Source organism: Amycolatopsis sp. M39 (assembly GCF_001651785.1).
Lineage (GTDB): Bacteria > Actinomycetota > Actinomycetes > Mycobacteriales > Pseudonocardiaceae > Amycolatopsis > Amycolatopsis rubida.
Genome location: NZ_LWSF01000027.1, coordinates 98,649 through 117,351, shown reverse-complemented (window position 1 = coordinate 117,351; position 18,703 = coordinate 98,649). Strand labels below are relative to the sequence as shown.

At 67.5% G+C, this 18,703-nt stretch carries 11 protein-coding genes and 4 pseudogenes; 3 read left to right on the top strand and 12 right to left on the bottom strand.

Annotated elements, in window-relative coordinates; genetic code table 11:
• Positions 1 to 86: 86 nt before the first annotated feature.
• The 5 genes and pseudogenes from A4R44_RS37550 to A4R44_RS52795 form a co-directional block, all read right to left on the bottom strand.
• Positions 87 to 3,392, bottom strand: coding sequence for a DNA gyrase subunit A (locus A4R44_RS37550; protein WP_107648942.1), 3,306 nt, complete (start codon positions 3,390 to 3,392; stop codon positions 87 to 89).
• A gap of 101 nt (positions 3,393 to 3,493) precedes the next feature.
• A pseudogene (locus tag A4R44_RS47580) lies at positions 3,494 to 3,904 on the bottom strand (DNA gyrase subunit A); the annotation flags it as partial.
• A 32-nt stretch (positions 3,905 to 3,936) separates the two neighbouring features.
• Positions 3,937 to 4,575, bottom strand: a pseudogene (locus tag A4R44_RS52805) (toprim domain-containing protein); the annotation flags it as partial.
• A gap of 6 nt (positions 4,576 to 4,581) precedes the next feature.
• Positions 4,582 to 5,976, bottom strand: a pseudogene (locus A4R44_RS52800) (DNA topoisomerase); the annotation flags it as partial.
• Positions 5,953 to 7,365, bottom strand: a pseudogene (locus A4R44_RS52795) (ATP-binding protein); the annotation flags it as partial. The pseudogenes A4R44_RS52795 and A4R44_RS52800, both read right to left, overlap by 24 nt.
• A 241-nt stretch (positions 7,366 to 7,606) precedes the next feature.
• Between A4R44_RS52795 and A4R44_RS37540 the strand changes: the two are divergent.
• Together A4R44_RS37540 and A4R44_RS37535 are read left to right on the top strand one after the other, a co-directional pair.
• Positions 7,607 to 8,701, top strand: a complete 1,095-nt coding sequence (locus A4R44_RS37540) for an LLM class flavin-dependent oxidoreductase (protein WP_067591795.1) — start codon at positions 7,607 to 7,609, stop codon at positions 8,699 to 8,701.
• A gap of 30 nt (positions 8,702 to 8,731) precedes the next feature.
• Positions 8,732 to 9,337 carry an FMN reductase gene (locus tag A4R44_RS37535; protein WP_067591792.1) on the top strand — a complete coding sequence of 202 codons (606 nt, stop codon included), beginning with the start codon at positions 8,732 to 8,734 and terminating at the stop codon, positions 9,335 to 9,337.
• On the opposite strand, the gene A4R44_RS37530 is transcribed toward A4R44_RS37535, so the two are convergent.
• Positions 9,331 to 9,957, bottom strand: coding sequence for a trans-aconitate 2-methyltransferase (locus A4R44_RS37530; protein ID WP_067591789.1), 627 nt, complete (start codon positions 9,955 to 9,957; stop codon positions 9,331 to 9,333). The genes A4R44_RS37535 and A4R44_RS37530 overlap by 7 nt on opposite strands.
• A gap of 1 nt (position 9,958) precedes the next feature.
• Positions 9,959 to 10,615, bottom strand: a complete 657-nt coding sequence (locus tag A4R44_RS37525; RefSeq protein ID WP_232791955.1) for a GNAT family N-acetyltransferase — start codon at positions 10,613 to 10,615, stop codon at positions 9,959 to 9,961.
• A gap of 109 nt (positions 10,616 to 10,724) precedes the next feature.
• On the opposite strand from A4R44_RS37525, the gene A4R44_RS37520 reads away from it, so the two are divergent.
• Complete coding sequence (locus A4R44_RS37520) at positions 10,725 to 11,141, top strand: PGPGW domain-containing protein (RefSeq protein WP_067591783.1); 417 nt, start codon at positions 10,725 to 10,727, stop codon at positions 11,139 to 11,141.
• A gap of 390 nt (positions 11,142 to 11,531) precedes the next feature.
• Here the strand turns inward: A4R44_RS37520 and A4R44_RS37515 are convergent, their stop codons facing one another.
• Genes A4R44_RS37515 through A4R44_RS37495 form a run of 5 tightly spaced genes read right to left on the bottom strand, consistent with a single transcriptional unit; the run spans position 11,532 to position 18,634 of the window.
• Positions 11,532 to 14,021: a glycoside hydrolase family 2 gene (locus tag A4R44_RS37515; protein ID WP_067591780.1), complete on the bottom strand. Its 2,490-nt coding sequence runs from the start codon at positions 14,019 to 14,021 to the stop codon at positions 11,532 to 11,534.
• 48 nt (positions 14,022 to 14,069) lie between these two features.
• Positions 14,070 to 15,053 carry an ABC transporter permease gene (locus A4R44_RS37510; RefSeq protein ID WP_067591777.1) on the bottom strand — a complete coding sequence of 328 codons (984 nt, stop codon included), beginning with the start codon at positions 15,051 to 15,053 and terminating at the stop codon, positions 14,070 to 14,072.
• The gene (locus tag A4R44_RS37505) at positions 15,050 to 16,009 is read right to left on the bottom strand and encodes an ABC transporter permease (RefSeq protein ID WP_067591774.1); all 960 of its coding nucleotides are present in this window, start codon (positions 16,007 to 16,009) and stop codon (positions 15,050 to 15,052) included. Before A4R44_RS37505 ends, A4R44_RS37510 begins: the two co-directional genes overlap by 4 nt.
• Positions 15,981 to 17,558, bottom strand: coding sequence for a sugar ABC transporter ATP-binding protein (locus tag A4R44_RS37500; protein ID WP_067591771.1), 1,578 nt, complete (start codon positions 17,556 to 17,558; stop codon positions 15,981 to 15,983). The genes A4R44_RS37505 and A4R44_RS37500 overlap by 29 nt, the downstream gene beginning before the upstream one ends.
• The gene (locus A4R44_RS37495; protein WP_067591769.1) at positions 17,558 to 18,634 is read right to left on the bottom strand and encodes an ABC transporter substrate-binding protein; all 1,077 of its coding nucleotides are present in this window, start codon (positions 18,632 to 18,634) and stop codon (positions 17,558 to 17,560) included. Before A4R44_RS37495 ends, A4R44_RS37500 begins: the two co-directional genes overlap by 1 nt.
• Positions 18,635 to 18,703: the final 69 nt, after the last annotated feature.

The window sequence follows — 18,703 nt, the reverse complement described above, 5'->3', positions numbered from 1 at the left end:
AACCCCTGCACAACTCAGGCGTTGCAACCACCACTAGAACCCAAGCAGAGTTCCTCAGGGTTCCCCTCACGGACGGCGGGGCTGTGCTAGCCGCGTTCGATGAGGTGGCCTACTACTTCTGGGCCTGGGTGGGCGTGGCCTGAGCCGTCTCGGCGGAGGTCGATTTCCGGGAGTTCCACGGGGTCGCCGGTGCGGCTCGCGCCTGCTGGGCGGGGGCCTACCCAGGCGACCTGGACTTCGGTCTCGCCCTTGAGGAAGCGGTGGGTTCGCACGCCGCCGGTGGCTCGGCCTTTGGCCGGGTATTCGCTGAAGGGCGTGACCTTGACGCTCTGGCCCGTTGCGGTCACGACCATCGGTTCGCCGTGTTCTTCGTCGTCGGTGCGGATGGCGCCGAAGAAGACCGCGGTGGCGTTCGCGGACAGTTTCACGCCTGCCATGCCGCCGCTCTTGGCGCCTTGGGGGCGGATCAGGCTTGCGGCGAAGCGCAGCAGGGACGAGTCCGACGAGATGAACGCCAGGGTTTCGTTTCCGTCGGTCAGCCAGGTCGCGCCGACGACCTCGTCGCCGGCCTTGAGGCTGATGACTTCGAACTCGTCCGAGCGCACTGGCCAGTCGGGGGCGCACACCTTCACTACGCCGCCGCGTGTGCCGATGGCCAAGCCTGGCGAGTTGCCTGCTTGTTCGCCCAGCGGGGCGATGCCTACGACGCGTTCCCCCCTTTCCAGCGGTACCAGCTCTTTTGCTGCCATGCCGCCGCGCAAGGAGACAGTGCCTGCTTGTTCCGGGAGCACAGGCAGGGGCAGCACGTCTGTCTTGAACGCGCGGCCTCGGCTGGTTACCAGCAGCACCTGGCCGCGCGCGGTGGTGTGTACGACGGCTGACACGGCATCGTGTTTTACGCGGCCGTTTCGGCGGCGGACTTCCGACGCCTCTTCGGATTCCGCTGCGGTGCGGGCGACCAGACCGGTGGCCGACAGGATCACCTGGCACGGGTCGTCCGCGACTTCCAGCGGGCCGGAAGGCTTCGACGCGGCCAGGACTTCCTTCAAGTCGCCGTCGATGAGGCGGGTGCGGCGTTCGGTGGGGAAGTCCTTGGCGATCTTCGCCAGTTCCGTCGACACGAGCTTCTTCAGGACCGTCTCGTCCTCGAGGATCGTGGTCAGCTCGGCGATTTCCGCACGCAGCTTGTCCTGCTCGTTTTCCAGTTCCAGTCGGTCGTACTTCGTGAGGCGGCGCAGCGGAGTGTCCAGGATGTAGGTCGCCTGGATCTCGGACAGCTTGAACTTCGTCATCAGGCCGTCCTTCGCGGCGGCCGCGTTTTCGCTCTCGCGGATCAGCCGGATGACCTTGTCGATGTTCAGCAGCGCGACCAGCAGACCGTCGACCAGGTGCAGGCGCTCTTCGCGCTTGCGGCGGCGGTAGCGCGTGCGCCGCGTGACGACCTCGTAGCGGTGCTTCAGGAAGACTTCCAGCAGCGCCTTCAGTCCGAGCGTCCGCGGCTGTCCGTCGACGAGCACCAGGTTGTTGATGCCGAACGACTGCTCCAGCGGCGTGAGGCGGTACAGATCCGCCAGCAGCGCCTGCGGGTTGACGCCCACCTTGCACTCGATGACGAGCCGGGTGCCGTTCTCGCGGTCGGTGAGGTCCTTGACGTCCGCGATTCCGGTGAGCCGCTTGGACTTGTTGACCTCGTCGGTGATCTTCTCGATCACCTTCTCCGGGCCGACGCCGTACGGCAGCTCGGTGACCGTGATGGCCTGCCTGCCGCGGCTGCCCTCCAGCGGGCCGGTCTCGACGTTCGCGCGCATCCGGACCACGCCGCGGCCGGTTTCGTAGGCCTTGCGGACCTCGTCCAGTCCCAGCAGGCTGCCACCGGTGGGCAGGTCGGGGCCGGGGACGTACTCCATCAGCTTGTCGAGCGTGGCGTTGGGATGGTTGATCAGCCACCGCGCGGCGCCGATGACTTCGCCGAGGTTGTGCGGGATCATGTTGGTCGCCATGCCGACCGCGATCCCGGACGTGCCGTTGACCAGCAGGTTCGGGTACGCGGCTGGCAGCACCGATGGCTCTTCGAGCGAACCGTCGTAGTTCGGCCGGAAGTCGACGGTGTCCTCGCCGAGTTCGCCGACGAGCAGCATCGCTTCGTTCGACATCCGGGCTTCGGTGTTGTGATTGACGAAACCGCCGGCCAGGAATGAGTGGTCCTCGGTAGTCACCCGCACCGAGTAGACCTCAGCGGGTTCCGCGGCAGTGGCGTCGACGACCTCTTCGAACCGGTAGCCAGAATCCATGATCGGCAGGATCGTCGCGAGGATCTCGGTGTCCTTGATCCGGTCGATGATCCGGAGCCGCTCGGTTTCCCACCGTTCGATCTGGTCGAAGTTGTGCTGGGTGAGCCATTTCCGGTCGCTGCCACGACGATCGAAGTCGAGTGCGCCGCGCACATAGTCGGCCACGAACGGCACCTTGTCCGAGCTGAGCCGGTGCGGCCGCACTACAGACTGCTGCAGGAGCTGCCGCACCTTCGCCTGCTTCGATTTGAGGAAGCCGACACGTTCAGCGAACGCGCGGACGTTGCGCAGCCCGGACACCACCAGGCGGTGCTCGATCGAACCGTTGGGCCGCGGGTACTGCCGGTGGGTGGCGATGACGCCGAACTCGGCGAGCATTTCCTGAAGCTGAGCGGCGAGCTGCGGGCTGTAGCTTGAGTACTGGACAGTGAAGCCGTCAACGGCGACGCGGCAACCGCCGTCTCCCTCGAACGCGGCCATCAGGAACGCGCGTTTCACGCCGGGGCCGGCGTTCCAGACGAACTCGGGGACGACCTTGTCCTCGGCCTGGTGGCCGATGAACTCGGCCAGCGGGCTGGCCCGGAAGGCGTCCATCGCTCCGGAACAGTCCTGGATGTCGAGTTCGCGGATCCGTTCGCGGTCTCGTCGCGTCGCGCGTTCCGAGACGTAGCGGCTGCCTCCGACCACTTGGTCGTAAGCATGCAGGACCTCGCCGAAGAAATGCTCGTCGGTGTTGTTGAACCCGGCGCGGTTCTCGCTCGCGAAGCCTCCGGACACCCAAGCCCCGGCAAGGATGCCGAGGTTGTACTCGCATGAGGTCGGGACCACCTGCGTCCACGCGTTGCGGGCGAGGCAGACGACGGTTCCCGGCTTGACCTCGTCGAGCTGCCGCCACTGGAACATCGGCACGCCCATCGGCGCTTCCAGGCACAGCACCGGGTGGTTTTCGCTGCCGCGGAGGGAAAAGCCGGACTTGGTCGTGATCTGGACGGTCGGGTGCACCCCGGAGTTGAAGACCTTGTCGACCTGGACCGCCTTGCCGTCCTTGTCGAGCACCTCGAAGTCGGCGTCGGCCTCGGAATCGGCGGGCAGGTTCACCACGTCGGCGATGCGCGGGCTGGAGCCGTCGGCGAGGCGGATCCGGGTGTCGCCGGTCAGACAGTATCGGCTCCCCCCCCGCCCCCCNTGTCGCCGGTCAGACAGTATCGGCTCGCCGCCGGCCCGTCGTCCGGGCTGCCGAAGTTTCCGTGTCCGTCGATCAGCGGGGCGTTCATCGAGAAGTCCTGCGCCAGCCGGACCATCGCGTCGTAAATCGCCACGTCGCCGTGCGGATGGTACTTGCCCATGACATCGCCGACCACGCGCGACGACTTCACGTACGCGTGCGTCGGGCGGTAGCCGTTCTCGTTCATCGAGAACAGGATCCGGCGGTGCACCGGCTTCAGGCCGTCCCGTGCGTCCGGGAGGGCGCGCGAGTGGATCACCGAGTACGCGTACTCCAGGTACGAGTCTTCGATCTCCGTCTTCAGCGGGTTGTCGAAAACCTGTGCGCCCGGCGAGTCGAACGCGCTCGGGTCGACCCGGGTCACCGGGGTCTTGCTACGGCGAGCCATGGCTCACAACTCCTTGGGAACGAACGGAAAACTCAGACGTCGATGGCGTCGCGGTCGACGCGGTCGGACGATTCGACCAGCCAGTTGCGCCGCGGCTCGACCTTCTCGCCCATCAGCAGTTCCAGCGCCAGCTCCGCGGCCTCGACGTCCTGGAGCGTGATCCGCCGGACCGAGCGCGTCGCCGGGTTCATCGTGGTTTCCCACAGTTCGTCGGCGTCCATCTCGCCGAGGCCCTTGAACCGCGGCACCGGGGTGACGACCGTCTTGCCTGCCGCTTCGAGTTCGGCGACCTTCTGTTCCATCTCGCGCTGGGTGAAGGTGAAGATGGTCTCCGAACCGCGGCCCTTCGTGGTGATCTTGTGCAGCGGCGGCATGGCCGCGTACAGCCTGCCGTCCTCGATCACCGGGCGCATGTACTTCGCGAACAGCGTGATCAGCAGGGTGCGGATGTGCGAACCGTCGACATCCGCGTCCGCCATCAGGACCACGCGGCCGTAGCGCATCGTCGACAGGTCGAACGTGCGGCCGGTTCCCGCGCCGAGCACCTGCACGATCGACGCGATCTCGGCGTTCTTCAGCGTGTCGCCCAGCGACGCCTTCTGCACGTTGAGGATCTTGCCGCGCAACGGCAGCAGCGCCTGGTACTCCGACACTCGCGCCATCCGCGCGCTGTTGTGGACGAACACGCCGGATTCGAGGGCGAAGTTGTGATAACCATCGACGGTGAGGTCATAGACGTCTGCCGTCTCAGTGAGCGGTTCAACGCTGACAACGCTGTGGTTGGCGTTTTTCGCGGCCTCGCGAAGCCGGGTGTAGTCACCGTCGAAATGCGCGAGCAACCGTCCGAAGCGCAAGCCGGTCTTCGCGGTGGTCTTGCGGTGTGCGTCGTAGGCGGTGCCTAGTTCGGCGTCTGTGCAGGACAGCATTGCGGACAGACGCTTCAACGCCGCATTCCGCCGCCCGTCGTGCTGCCTGGCCACCCGCTCTGTGCGGGGAACGGACGCGACGTACTCGGCGCGACCTGCCTGAACCTTATCGAGATGTCCCGTCTCCGGAGCACTCATCCGCTCGGAGTGCTGCTCTCCGACCTCGGGATGCTCCTCGTGCCAGGCGACGACCGCGGCCCGCTGCCGCTCCCGTTCCCCAGGGCACGAGAACTGCTCGATCGTCTTCTGCGCGCGCCAAGACCGCAGCGATTCGTCCTGCCACTGCCGGGCGGACCGTTCGCTCCACTCCTCGCGCCGTCCCGGCTCAGCGAAGAACGCACGGACGCGTTCCGCGTAAGCCGCCTTCTCCTCGGCGTTGAGCCCGCTATACCAGGTTTGGAAACCTTCTTCGAGCCGCTTCCGGAAGTCCGGATCGTTGGTGAGCGCGGCCAGCCGGGCGAGACACGCCGTGCGGAAGGCCGGGTCCTCCCACTCGCGCGACAGCATCGCCGACTTGAATTCCAAGCCGCCTTCGGCCAGCCAGGCACGATAGCCCTCGTGGACGTGGTCTCCCATCATCGACGCGCGCGGGGCGGCGTGGTCTTCCCACGTCATGCGGCGGAGGTTGCGGGGATCGTTGTTCCGCTTGTTCATGTCGATGTGGTGCCGGACGTTGCCGTTCGCCGAGTCGTCGTGACCGTGCCGCAGGTTGTAGGCGTCCGCGAGGTAATGCGTGTACACCCACTCCGAGCGGTCGTTCATCCAGACGCGTTCGTAGCCGTTGAGCTTGTCTCCTCCGGCGGCGGACGAGACGGATCGGTAAAGCGGCATCAGAGAGTCGCCGGGCGCCAGGGCGTCCGCGCGTCGATACGACCCGTCCCGCAGCCGGAAGAGATGATCGGGAGTGCAGCGCACGGATTCGCCGTTGTCGATCGTGACGCGGACCAGTTCCGCGCCTTGCTTGGTCACTCGAGGCTCGACGAGCGGTGCGAGGACGACACGGCCGGCCTTGTTCGTGGTGTAGCCGAAGTGAGTGATGCCTGCTTTCCAGTCTTCGGCGAGCTCCGCGAAGGAGCGGCTGGCGCCTGAGGCAAGCGCTACTCGCGTGTCTCCGGTAAAGCAGCCGAGCGCGCTGTCGCCCTCCACCAGGAACAGTTCGCTGCGCGAGACGCCGGTGGTGCGGCAGTCGACCAGTTTCGGCGGCATCGCGGCGCCTTCCAGCGCGGTTTTGCGCCGGGCGGCGTCTTTCTGCTGTTTCTGGGTGAGCCGTACGCGCGCCGCGTCGACCACCTTCTGCAGCACGATCTTGGCCTCGGACTTGGTTTTCCGGTCCTCGGTCCAGGCGCGCAGCTGCTTGTCGACGATGCCCTGGAGGACGCGCGTGATGCCCGCGGTCGACAGTTCGTCCTTGGTCTGCGAGGTGAACTGCGGTTCCGGCAGCCGGACGTGGATCACCGCGGTCATGCCTTCCAGCACGTCCTCGGTGGTCGGCGGGTCCTCCTTCGCCTTGAGCAGCCCGCGCGTTTTGCCGATCACGTCCTGCAGCGCCCGGGTGGCCGCGCGGTCGAAGCCGCGCCGGTGCGTGCCGCCGTGCACGTTGCGGATCGTGTTGGTGAAGCACTCCACGGTGCGCTCGTAGCCGGTGCCCCAGCGCAGCGCGACCTCGACCTCGGCGTGTCGCTCCACATTGGACTGCATGACGCCGTTGGCGTCCGCCGCGTTCTCCTTGTATGTGCCCTCGCCGGTGATCATCAGCGTGCCGCAGACGGGTTTTTCGCTGTCCGGGGCGAGGAAGTCGACCATGTCCGCCAGCCCGTTCGGGAAGTGGAAGGTCTCCTCGTTGATGGTGTCCTCGAACGTGGTGCGCAGCACGTACGTGACGCCTGGCACGAGGAACGCGGTGTTGCGCAGCTTCGTGCGCACGCCCTCGACGTCCAGCGCCGCGCCGGTTTCGAAGTACCGCGCGTCGTACCAGTAGCGGATCGACGTGCCGCCGCGCTCGCCGCGCTTCATCTTGCCGACGAGGTTGAGCCCGGAGCGGCGGGTGAACTTCGCCTTCGGGCCGGGGCCGTCGAACACGCCGGGCACGCCGTGCGCGAACGACATCTGGTGCACCTTGCCGTCCTGCTTCACCGTGACGTCGAAGCGGTGCGACAGCGCGTTCACCGCCGAAGCGCCGACGCCGTGCAGGCCGCCGGACGTCTTGTACCCGGAGCCGCCGAACTTGCCGCCGGCGTGCAGCCGGGTCAGCACCAGTTCGACGCCGGAAAGGCCGGATTTGGCGTGGACGCCGGTGGGGATGCCGCGGCCGTCGTCGTCCACCTGGACGCTGCCGTCGGCGTGGAGCGTGACGACGATGCGCGTGGCGTGGCCTGCCACGCCCTCGTCGGTCGAGTTGTCGACGACCTCGGAGAAGAGGTGGTTGATGCCTCGGCTGTCGGTGGAGCCGATGTACATCCCGGGGCGCTTGCGGACCGCCTCAAGTCCTTCGAGGTGGGTCAGGTCGTCGGCCCCGTACAGAGTCTCAGCAGTCACGAGGTCGTTCTCCCGGATCGAGGCGTGCTGTTCGGTGGGCAAACAGGCGGCCGGAGCAGGGGCCCCGGGCCGTCACCGTACTGCAGGATATCCGCACCCCCTGACAGGAACTGGCCGCTGCGCCCCGGACGGCGTCCTGGAGCGTGTCCCAGGTCACCGGTATAGTCCCGTAGGAATACATCTTCCACGCGAGTAGTTGTGCCGACAAGCAAGGTAAGAGGCAACCGGCTAGGGAGCGGTCATGCAGTTCGGAATCTTCTCGGTGGGCGACGTCACGACCGACCCCACCACGGGCGTCACGCCCTCGGAGCACGAGCGCATCAAGGCGATGGTCAAGATCGCGCTCAAGGCCGAAGAGGTCGGTCTCGACGTCTTCGCTGTCGGAGAGCACCACAATCCGCCGTTCGCCGCGCCGGCGAACCCGACGGTGCTGCTTTCGAACATCGCGGCGCGGACGGAGAAGATCGTCCTCTCGACGTCGACCACCCTCATCACCACCAACGACCCGGTGCGGCTGGCCGAGGACTACGCCATGCTGCAGCACCTGGCCGACGGGCGGCTCGACCTGATGATGGGCCGCGGCAACACCGGCCCGGTCTACCCGTGGTTCGGCAAGGACATCCGCGAGGGCATCCCGCTGGCCGTCGAGAACTACGCGCTGCTGCACCAGCTCTGGCGCGAGGAGGTCGTCGACTGGCAGGGCAAGTTCCGCACCCCGCTGCAGGGCTTCACCTCGACGCCGCGCCCGCTCGACGGCGTGCCGCCGTTCGTGTGGCACGGTTCGATCCGCAGCCCGGAGATCGCCGAACAGGCCGCCTACTACGGCGACGGGTTCTTCGCGAACCACATCTTCTGGCCGACCTCGCACTTCCAGCAGCTGATCGCGTTCTACCGGCAGCGCTTCGAGCACTACGGGCACGGCAAAGCCGACCAGGCCGTCGTCGGGCTCGGCGGGCAGGCGTTCATCCGGCCGAAGTCGCAGGACGCGTGGAACGAGTTCCGGCCGTACTTCGACAACGCCCCGGTCTACGGGCACGGCCCGTCGCTGGAGGACTTCACCGACCAGACGCCGCTGACCGTCGGCAGCCCGCAGGAGGTCATCGACAAGACGCTGACCTTCCGCGAGCACTTCGGCGACTACCAGCGCCAGCTGTTCCTGATGGACCACGCCGGCCTGCCGCTGAAGACCGTGCTGGAGCAGCTCGACCTGCTCGGCGAAGAGGTGGTGCCGGTGCTGCGCGAGGAACTGGACGCGAAGCGCCCGGCGCACGTGCCGGACGCGCCCACGCACGAATCGCTCAAGGCGGCTCGCGAAGCCCAGTCCGTCACCGCTTGACCTGGGTTTCGCCGGATTAGTGGAGAGGTCATGACTGCACGCACCATTGCCGTGGTCACCGCGGGCTTGAGCCAGCCGTCGTCGACGCGGCTGCTGGCCGACCGGCTGGCCGAGGCCACCCGCGCCGCGCTGGTCGACGACGACGTGACGGTGAAGGTCTTCGAACTCCGCGACATCGCGGTGGACGTCACCAACAACATGCTCACCGGGTTCCCCAGCCCGCAGCTGCGGGAAGTGATCGACACCGTGACGCGTGCGGACGGCCTGATCGCCGTGACGCCGGTGTTCACCGCTTCCTACAGCGGGCTGTTCAAATCGTTCTTCGACGTGCTGGACAAGGAAGCGCTCGACGGCAAGCCGGTGCTGCTCGCCGCGACGGGCGGTACGGAACGGCATTCGCTCGCGCTCGACTTCGCGCTGCGGCCGCTCTTCGCCTACCTTCGCGCGGCCATGGTCGCGACCGGCGTGTACGCGGCGTCGTCGGACTGGGGCAGCGTCGAGGCGACGGGTGCGTTGCAGCAGCGCGTGGAGCGGGCTGGCCGCGAGCTGGCGCAACTGGTCGCGGCGGCGCCCGAGGCGAAGCCGGACGACGAGTACGCGTCGCTGTCGTTCGAGCAGTTGCTGGCTGGTCACTGACGGCGGCTCCTAGCGGTCAAGAGTGCCTGCGGCGCCGGGGTTTCGGGGTTGAGGAGCAGCTCGGCCTCGACGGCGAATCCGGCGTCGCGCAGCCACGTCGTCATGCGTTCTCGCGGGCGGCGGTGGACCTGGACCTGCATCGGGTGGCCGCCGTAGCCCTCGGTTTTGAGCCGGGTTTCGTCGCCGACCTGGAAGAGCAGGTGAAGTACTCCGTCCGGACGCAGTGCTTGACGGAAATTCGCGAGGACGGCCGGGAGCAGGTCGTCGGGCAGGTGGATGACCGACTGCCACGCCACGATCCCGGCCAGCGCCGCGGTCGGCAGCGGATCGGTCAGCGAACCGACCTCGAACCGCAGGGTTGGATAGTCCCGCCGGGCGACCGCGATCATGCCGGGGGAGAGGTCGATGCCGTACGCGGCTATGCCGAGGCTGTTGAGATGGGCGGTTATCTGGCCGGGGCCGCAGCCGACGTCGGCGACTGGGCCGTCGGCGACTTGTTCGGCGAACAACCGCAGTGCGGCAAGCAGATACGGCTGTTCGCCGAGCGCGTCGCGGACGAACGTGGCGTAGTCCTCCGCCACGGCGTCGTAGGACGTTCGGGTGTCGGTGAGCCATTCCATCTCAGCCTGCCGGGCTCTGGGCGATGAGGACGGTGGCGCGCGTGCTCCAGCCCAGCGCTGAGTACAGCTGGTGCCCGTCCGCGGTGGCCATGAGGATCCCGGTGGTCGCGCCACGCGCCACGGCGTTTTCCGCGAGCGAACTCATCACTACGCTGCCGAGACCGCGGCGGCGATGGTCCGGGACGGTTTCGATCCGGTCCGCGATCGCGTCAGTGCCGACCACGGCCATGGTTCCTCGCGCCGCGACGCCCGCATCGGGGTGTCGCAGCACGGTTTCGCACACCGCCCCGTTCATGGTGGTCGCACCCGTGTAGGGCGGCGGGGCCGGACGCGGTGGGTGCCGGCGCAGCGGAATGGTCATGAGCGCTTCGCGCCCGTCCCGCAGCTTCAGCCCAGCCTCGCGCACGATCGCTTCGGCTTCTTCCGGCCGGTTTGCGGGCACGCTCAGCCAGGTCGGGCGTTCTGCTGCGGCGACCTCCTCGACGAGGCCGCGCAGGACGTCGGGTTCGGCAGACAACGCGATGACCTCGCGATGCCGATCCGGTTGTTCGAGCAGGACGCGCAGCCCGCCGCGGCTTTCTTCGGCGGGCCGGAATCCTCGGGACACGCCCCATCCCGCCTGCCAGCGGCGGATGAGGTCGGGCAGTGATTCGGCCACGCTGAGCAGCTAAGCACCCGGCACCGACAAAAACCGGCGGGTCCGCCGCCGGGGTCCAGTATGGACAGTCCGGCTGGCAGTACCGCGAGCCCGGCGGCACACTGACCTGATGGGATTGGGCAAGCCAGTGCGCCGGGTGCTCCTCTCGGTCGTCGGCGGGGTGCTGGTGATCGTCGGAGTCGTGCTGCTCGTGCTGCCGGGACCGGGGTTGCTGCTGGTGCTGGCCGGGCTGCTGGTGCTGGCCTCGGAGTTCCCGGCGCTGCAGCGATTTGTCGACCCGGTGCGGACGCGGGCGATGCAAGCCGCGGAGGAGAGCGTGTCCTCGCCGCTGCGGATCGCCGGTTCGGTGCTGGCCGGGCTGGCCCTGCTGGCCGCGGGAATCGTGTGGGGGACGGTGCGGTCGCTGCCGTTGAGCGGGTGGAGCACCGGGACCAGTCTGATTCTGTCCAGCTTGATTTTGTTCGCGTTGCTGATCTGGAGTTATCGGCGGGTGCGGGCGAAGCGGGAGGCCCCAGGCGAGGCTTAGATAGCCGCCACCGCCGACCATTGCGCGCCGCCGACGAGCAGCACGAGACGACCGTGCGGTCGGTGACGTGGTGGCTGTCCCGCTTTCCGCGTTCGCTCCGCGCACGATGACACCGCCATGGGGATCAGAGAATCGGTGATTCCCACCAGCGGGCCGCGACGAGAGGCAGGCTGAGCACCCACACCCAGGGCGCGAGCACTTCCGTCGCTACCGCGCTACCCGGTGGCGGATGCCGTCGGGAGCCAATGCGTCCGGCGGGGCGGAGGTCGCGTCGGTTGGCTCCTCAGGGCTCGGTCCTGTTGTGTGCGCCCAATCGTATCGATCCCGGCACCGGGGAAAAGAAGCGCCTGGACCCGCGAACTCGCAGGTCCAGGCGCTTTCTGGCAGCCGTCAGGAAGCGTAGAGCTTCGCCACCTCCGCAGCGGACAGCGCCCGGTCGTACAGATGCACCTGATCCACCGCCCCGTTGAGGAAGTCGACCGGGTTGCCGCCGTACTTCCCGCGCCCGATCACGGTGTGCCCGGTGGACGCCTCGCCGAGACAGACGCTCTTCGCCGCCGCCAGCTGACCGTCCACGTACAAGGCCAGTTGCCCAGTAGCGGCATCTCGAACCCCGACCAGGTGGTACCAGCGTCCGGCTTCCGGCGTCATCGGGGCGAGGGCTCGCGTGCCCACGAAGCTGAACGCCAGCTTGTGGTCCGCGCCGGAGTACTGCAGGAAGAACGCACTGTGGTCGTTCCCGTCCTGGCTTGCCACGGTCTGGAAACCGTCGCCGACCGCGTTGAACTTGACCCATGCGGCGACGCTGTAGCTCAGGTCGGTCTTCACCAGCGGCGCACCGGCGTCCGCGTACTGGCCGGAGCCGTTCACCGCCAGTGCCGAACCGCTGTGGCCGGCGGTCCAGGAAGCGCCGCCGACGAGCGTTGCGTCGTGGTGGTCCACGGTGTCCGCTGCCTTGGTGCCGCTGTTCTCGTCGAACGGGTACGCGGCGATTCCGTCGATGCCCGGGGTGCCTGGCGGGATCACCGGACCCTGTTGCGGCGAGCCGTCGACCCCCTTGATCACGGACAGGTTCGCGGCCCGGACGGCGGCGAAGTCCATCTTCTTCACCTGACGGTCATAGGTGAAGAAGCCGTTGACCTCCTTTTCCACGTCGGTGGTCTGCGTGTACACACCTGCCGACACCCCGCATTGCCGTCCGGCGAGCAGGAGGCGTTGCTGGAGTTCGGCGTAGCGACGGGTGAGCGTGGCGCTGTCCGGTTCCATCTCGTAGGCGAAACTGCCGGCCGGGTCGAACTGGTGTCCGTCGACCTTCAGGCCCAGGCCGCCGTATTCGCCGTCGACCGCGGCACGGTTAGCGTCTGGAACCGGGGTTCCGGGGCCGGTGTAGGTGTGGTCGTCGTAGAGATCGCCGCGGCCGCTGTCCGGTTCGGACCGGCAGCAGTTGACGCCGGACTCCGCGTCCACGAGCCGCGTCGGGTCCCAGGCCTTGACCTGGTCGGCGATCCGGCCGACGGCGTAGTCGCCCCAGCCTTCGTTGAACGGGACCCAGGTGACGATCGACGGGAAGCTCCGGTGCTGGTCGATCATCCGGTGCAGCTCGGACTCGAAGGTGGCCTGAGCCGCGGGTGTCGCTTCGATGTCGTCCTTCATCGCGGGCATGTCCTGCCACACCAGCAGGCCGAGTTTGTCCGCGTAGTAGTACCAGCGGTCCGGCTCGACCTTGATGTGCTTGCGCACCATGTTGAACCCGAGCGCCTTTTCCTGCTCCAGGTCGAACTTCAGCGCCGCGTCGGTGGGCGCGGTGTAGATGCCGTCCGGCCAGAAACCCTGGTCCAGCGGGCCTAATTGCATCACGAACTTGCCGTTGAGCATCATCCGTTGCTTGCCGTCGGCGGTCTTGCCGATCGAGACCGACCGCAGGCCGAAGTACGAGCCGACACTGTCCCCGGAGGTCAGGGAGACACGCAGGTCGTACAGGAACGGATCGTCGGGCGTCCACAGGTGCGGCTTGTTCACCTTGAGCCTCAACGGAGTGTTCGCCGGTCCGGACGCGAAGCCGACGATGCGGCCATGGTCGTAGGCGACGGCTTGCACGCGTTGTTTCACCGGTCCGCCCACTACGGCGTTGACGGTGACCGAGCCGGTGGCGACGTCGGGAGTGGTGTCGACCCGGGAAATGGAGGCCGGGGTCACCGGCTCCATCCAGACGGTCTGCCAGATGCCGGAGGTCGGGGTGTAGAAGATTCCGTCGCCGGGCTCGCGCTGTTTGCCGAGCGGTTGCCCGCCCGCGTCGTTGGGGTCCGTGACGCCGACGACGACTTCCTGGTCTTTCCCGGTGCTCAACGCATTGGTGACGTCCGCGGAAAACGCGTCGTAACCGCCGGTGTGGCGGGCGACCTGATGGCCGTTGACCCAGACCGTGGTGTCGTAGTCGACCGCTTGGAAGTGCAGGATCAGCCGCTCGCCCCGCCCGCCGACGTGCCAGTTCTTCGGCACCTGGAACGTCCGCCGGTACCACATCGACGTTTCGTGCCGCATGATTCCCGACAGCGCGGATTCCACCGGGTAAGGCACGAGGATGCGTTCGCCGAGACTGCGGTTGACCGGCGGGGAGTCGCCTGGTTTGGCGGCGGAGAATTCCCAGACGCCGTTGAGGTTTTGCCAGTTGTCGCGGGTCATCTGCGGCCGCGGGTATTCGGGAAGGGCGTTGCCCGGCGAGACCTGGTTGGTCCACGGGGTGGTCAGGGGAGGGGTGAGGCGGTGCCACTGCGGTGGATCGGCCGCGGCGGCGGGGACACTCGACAACCCGGACACGGCCACGGCGAGCGCGGCGGCTACCGTGGCCAAACGGCCGGGTCTGCGGGCAGGACGGACCATCGTCGAACCTCCTACTAACAGGTGGATCCGAAGGGGGAACTGCGCGGGTCAGGATCGGCGGGAGCGGGCCAGCAGCCGCTGGATCACGACGACGACCAGCAGGAACGCGCCGCTGACCACCGTCTGGTAGTTGGAATCGAGAGTGCCGACCTGGTTGATGACGTTCTGGATCAGCGTCTTCAGCAGCACGCCGACGAGCGTGCCGATGACGGTTCCCGCGCCGCCGGTGAGCAGCGTTCCGCCGATGACCACGACGGAAATCGCGTCCAGTTCCGTGCCGACGCCGAGCACGGTGACGCCCGATTGCAGGTACGCCGCGGTAAGCACGCCGGCGAATCCGGCGAGCGTGCCGCTGAGGGCGTAGAGGGTGATTTTGGTGCGGGCCACCGGAAGACCCATCAGCAACGCGGACTGTTCCGAGCCGCCGAGTGCGAATACCGACTGGCCGAACCGGGTCCGGCGCAGCAGCAGTCCACCGAGTCCGAAAAGGACCAGCGCGAGATACACCGGTACGCCGACGCCGAAGATCTTGCCTTGTCCCAGCCAGAGCAACGCCGAACCCGGCTCCACTTTGTACGTTGTCGCGCCCTCGTTGGTCAATGCCAGCAGGAGGCCGCGAGCGAACAACAGCGAGGCGAGCGTGACGATGAACGGTGCCATCTTCGTGCGAGCGATGAGAAGGCCGTTGATGAACCCGATCAGTCCGCAAACGACTAGTGGCAGCAGGATCGCGACGACCATACCGTATCGGGAACCGTACGCGGCCAGCACGCCGCCGAGTGCGTACACCGAGCCGACGGACAGATCGATCCCGCCGGAAATGATCACAAAAGTCATGCCCAGCGCGATTACCGCCAGGAAAGAACTTTGCAGCGCGAGGTCGCGCAGGTTGTCCGCGGATCCGAAGCGCGGGAAGGCGAACCACGCGGCAGCCACGCCGAGCACAAGTACCACGGCCGCGCCTTGGCGTTGCAGGACTGCCGCGAACGCCGCGCCGCGTTCCGACGGCGGGGCGGCGGTGGTCGCGATCATCGCGTGCTCCGTTCCCGGGCGACGTACACCGCGGCGACGATGATGGCGGCCTGCACCATTTGCGCGGCGGAATCGGGCAGGTTGTGCTTGATCAGCGTGGCGTGCACCAATTGCATGAGCAGCGCGCCGAACACGGTGCCGAGCACGCGCACGCGGCCGCCGGTGAGCGGAGTTCCGCCGACCACCACCGCGGTGATCGCGGACAGTTCCATCAGCAGGCCGAGGTCGTTGGGATCGCTCGCGGCGAGTCGCGCGGTGGACAGCACGCCAGCGATTGCCGCCAGCGCGCCGGACATGGCGTACACGCCGATCAGGACGCGTTTCACCGGAAGTCCGGCGAGTGTCGCCGCGGGACGGTTGCCGCCGACTGCGACCAGGTGCCGCCCGAATGTGGTGCGCCGCACCAGCAAGCCGGCCAGCACCGAGAGGACAGCGGCTACCAGGACCATGATCGGCACACCGAGCACGTCGCCGGTGCCGAGCGCGAGGAAGTCCGGGTTGTGCAGTTGCACCAGTTGCCCGTGCGCGATCACGAGCGCCAGCCCGCGACCGCCGACGAGCAAGGCCAGGGTCGCGATGATCGGCTGAATGCCGAGCTGGGCCACCAGAAATCCGCTGAACAGACCGGAAGCCACCCCGGCGATCAGCGCGACCACGAGCACCATCAGCGGCCCGGCCCCGAGATACAGCGGGACGAGCGCCGCGGCGACCGACATCACCGAGCCCACCGACAGGTCGATGCCCTCGGTGCCGATCACCAGCGCCATGCCGAGCGCGACGATGCACACCGGCGCGGCCTGTACCAATTGCGTGCGGAAGTTGGCCGCGGAGAGGAAGTTCTGCGTGAACGCGATGTTGAACAGCAGCAGCACGGCCACGGCCAGGTAGACGCCGTAGTTCTGCAGCCAGCTCGTGACGCGGGCACGGTCAGGTCTGGTCAGTGTCGCGGTCGACATCGTTGTCACCCCCTGCGGCTATCGCCGCCAGCACGTTGTCTTCGGTGACCGCGTCGCCGGCCAGTTCGGTGGCGACGCTGCCCTCGCGCAGGACGACCACCCGGTCCGCGCCGTCGAGAATCTCTTCCAACTCGGACGAAATCAGCAGCACGCCGAGCCCGTCCTGCGCCAGTTCATCGATGAGCGCCTGCACCTCGGCTTTGGCTCCGACGTCGATGCCGCGCGTGGGCTCGTCCAGCAGCAGCACTTTCGGTCCGGTGGCGAGCCAGCGCGCCAGCAAGACCTTCTGCTGGTTGCCGCCGGACAACTCGGACACCTTTTGCTCTGGACTGGACGCTTTGATCCGCAACCGTTCCATGAACGTCTTCACCACGCGGTCCTGTTTGGACCGGCTGACGAAGCCAAAAGTGGACAGTCGCGGCAGCGCGGCGAGCACGATGTTCTCCCGCACGGACAGGTTCGGAATGATCCCGTCCGCCTTGCGGTCCTCGGCCAGCAGTGCGATCCCAGCCCGCATCGCCGCGGAGATTTTCCCGCGCTTCAACGGCTTCCCGGCCAGCAGCACAGTACCGCCGTCGAGCGGGAAGGCTCCGACCACAGCTCGTGCGGTCTCGCTTCGGCCGGATCCGAGCAGCCCAGCAAGTCCGACGACCTCGCCCGGCCGCACGCTCACCGAAACGTCGTGCAGTTTGTTCCCGCCGGATAGATGAGAGGCCCGCAGCAACGGTTCCTTCTCCGCATGATGCTCCTCACCGAACGCGGTGACGCCCTCAGCGCGGATCTGGCGGATCTCCCGGCCGAGCATCATCGACACCAGTTCGATGCGCGGCAATGGCTTCAGTGCTCCACTGTGGACCACTCGGCCGTCGCGCAACACCGTGACGCTTTCGCACACCCGGTACAGCTCGTCCATTCGGTGGCTCACATAGAGCACCGCGATGTCGTCGGCGTGCAGCCGGGCCAGCACTTCGAACAGGGTGTCCACTTCGCGCGGTTCAAGCGACGACGTCGGCTCGTCCATCACGACGACACCGGCCTTTGTGGACACCGCGCGAGCCAGCGCGACCATCTGCTGCGCACCGACCGCGAGCGTGTGCAGCGGACGCCGCACGTCGGTGTCGATCCCGTACCCGCTGAGCAGTTCACGCGCCTGCTCGTTCATTGTGGACCAGTCGATCAATCCGGTGCGGGTGCGCGGTTCCCGGCCGAGGAAGACGTTGCTCGCCACACTCATCAGCGGAACGAGGTTGACCTCCTGGTAGATGGTGGAGATCCCGGCGCGCTGCGCGTCGATCGGCCTGCGGAACTCGACCGGTTCGCCGAGATGGCGCACCTGTCCCTCGTCCGGCCGGTACACGCCGGTGAGGACCTTGATCAAAGTGGACTTGCCCGCGCCGTTTTCCCCGACCAGCGCGTGGACTTCGCCGCGGCGCAGGCTGAAGGAGACATTGTCGAGGGCCACGGTGCCGGGGAACCGTTTGGTCACCCCGGCCACCTCGAGCACCGGTGCGGTCATGGTCGCCACCTGAGTGTCGGCCGTGCTCGTCATCAGTACGCGTTCCCGACCTTCTGGGCCGCGTTCGATTCGTCGTAGGAGTCGTCGGTGATGACGATGCTCGGCGGGATCGGTTTGCCGTCCTCGAACTGCTGCAGCGTCTGGAGCGCCAGCTGCCCGAACCGCGGGTTGGACTCGATGACCGCGTTGTAGCTGCCGTCGGCGATCAGCTGCACCGCGTTGCGGGTGCCGTCGACGGACACGACCTTCACGTCCTTGCCGGGATTCTTGCCCGCGGTCTTGAGCGCGTTGACCGCGCCGATGCCCATCTCGTCGTTCTCCGCGTACACCGCGGTGAGGTCCGGATGGCTCTGGATCAGCTGCTCCATCACCGACTGGCCCTTGGACCGGTCGAACTCGCCGGTCTGCTCGGCGACCACGGTGAGCCCGGGCGTCTTCGCCAGTTCGTCCTTGAACCCCTTGGTGCGGTCGGTGGTCACGTTGTTGCCCGAGGAGCCGAGCAGGATCGCGACCTTGCCGTTGCCGCCGGTGGACTTCGCCAGCGCGGCGGCCGCGCGGTGGCCCTGTTCGATGAAGTTGGACCCGATGAAGGTGAGGTAGTCGGTGCACGGTTTCGACGTCACCTGCCGGTCGATGGTGACGACCGGGACCTTCTTCGCCTTCGCCGCGTCGAGCGCGGGCTGCAGGCCGTCGGAGTTCAGCGGGGCCACGATGAGCAGCTGCGCGCCCCGGTCCAGCAGCGATTTGATGTCCGAGATCTGCTTGTTGAGGTCACTCTGCGCGTTCGTGGTGAGCAGGTGGTCGGCCGGAATGCCGAGCTTGCCCGCCTCGGTGCGGATGGACTGCGTCTCGGCGATCCGGAACGGGTTCGCCTCCTTCTCCGACTGGGAGAAGCCGACGATCGCGGTCTTCGGATCGAGTTTCGGGTACCCGGTCTTGTCGATGGTGCAGCCGTCGGCGGTCGGCGCGGCGGACGCGGCCGAGGCGGCCGGGCCGGAGCCATTGCTTTGCGCGGCCGGGGTTTCCTCGCGGCTGGTGCACCCGGCGAGCACGAGTGCGGTGGCGGTGCCGGCGACCAGAGCGAAGCGGGCAGGGACGGACGGGGACACGGCGGACTCCTCGCAGCCGACGACTGGGGCAACCCGCTCGGCGGCGTGACGACCGTCACCCGCCGAGCT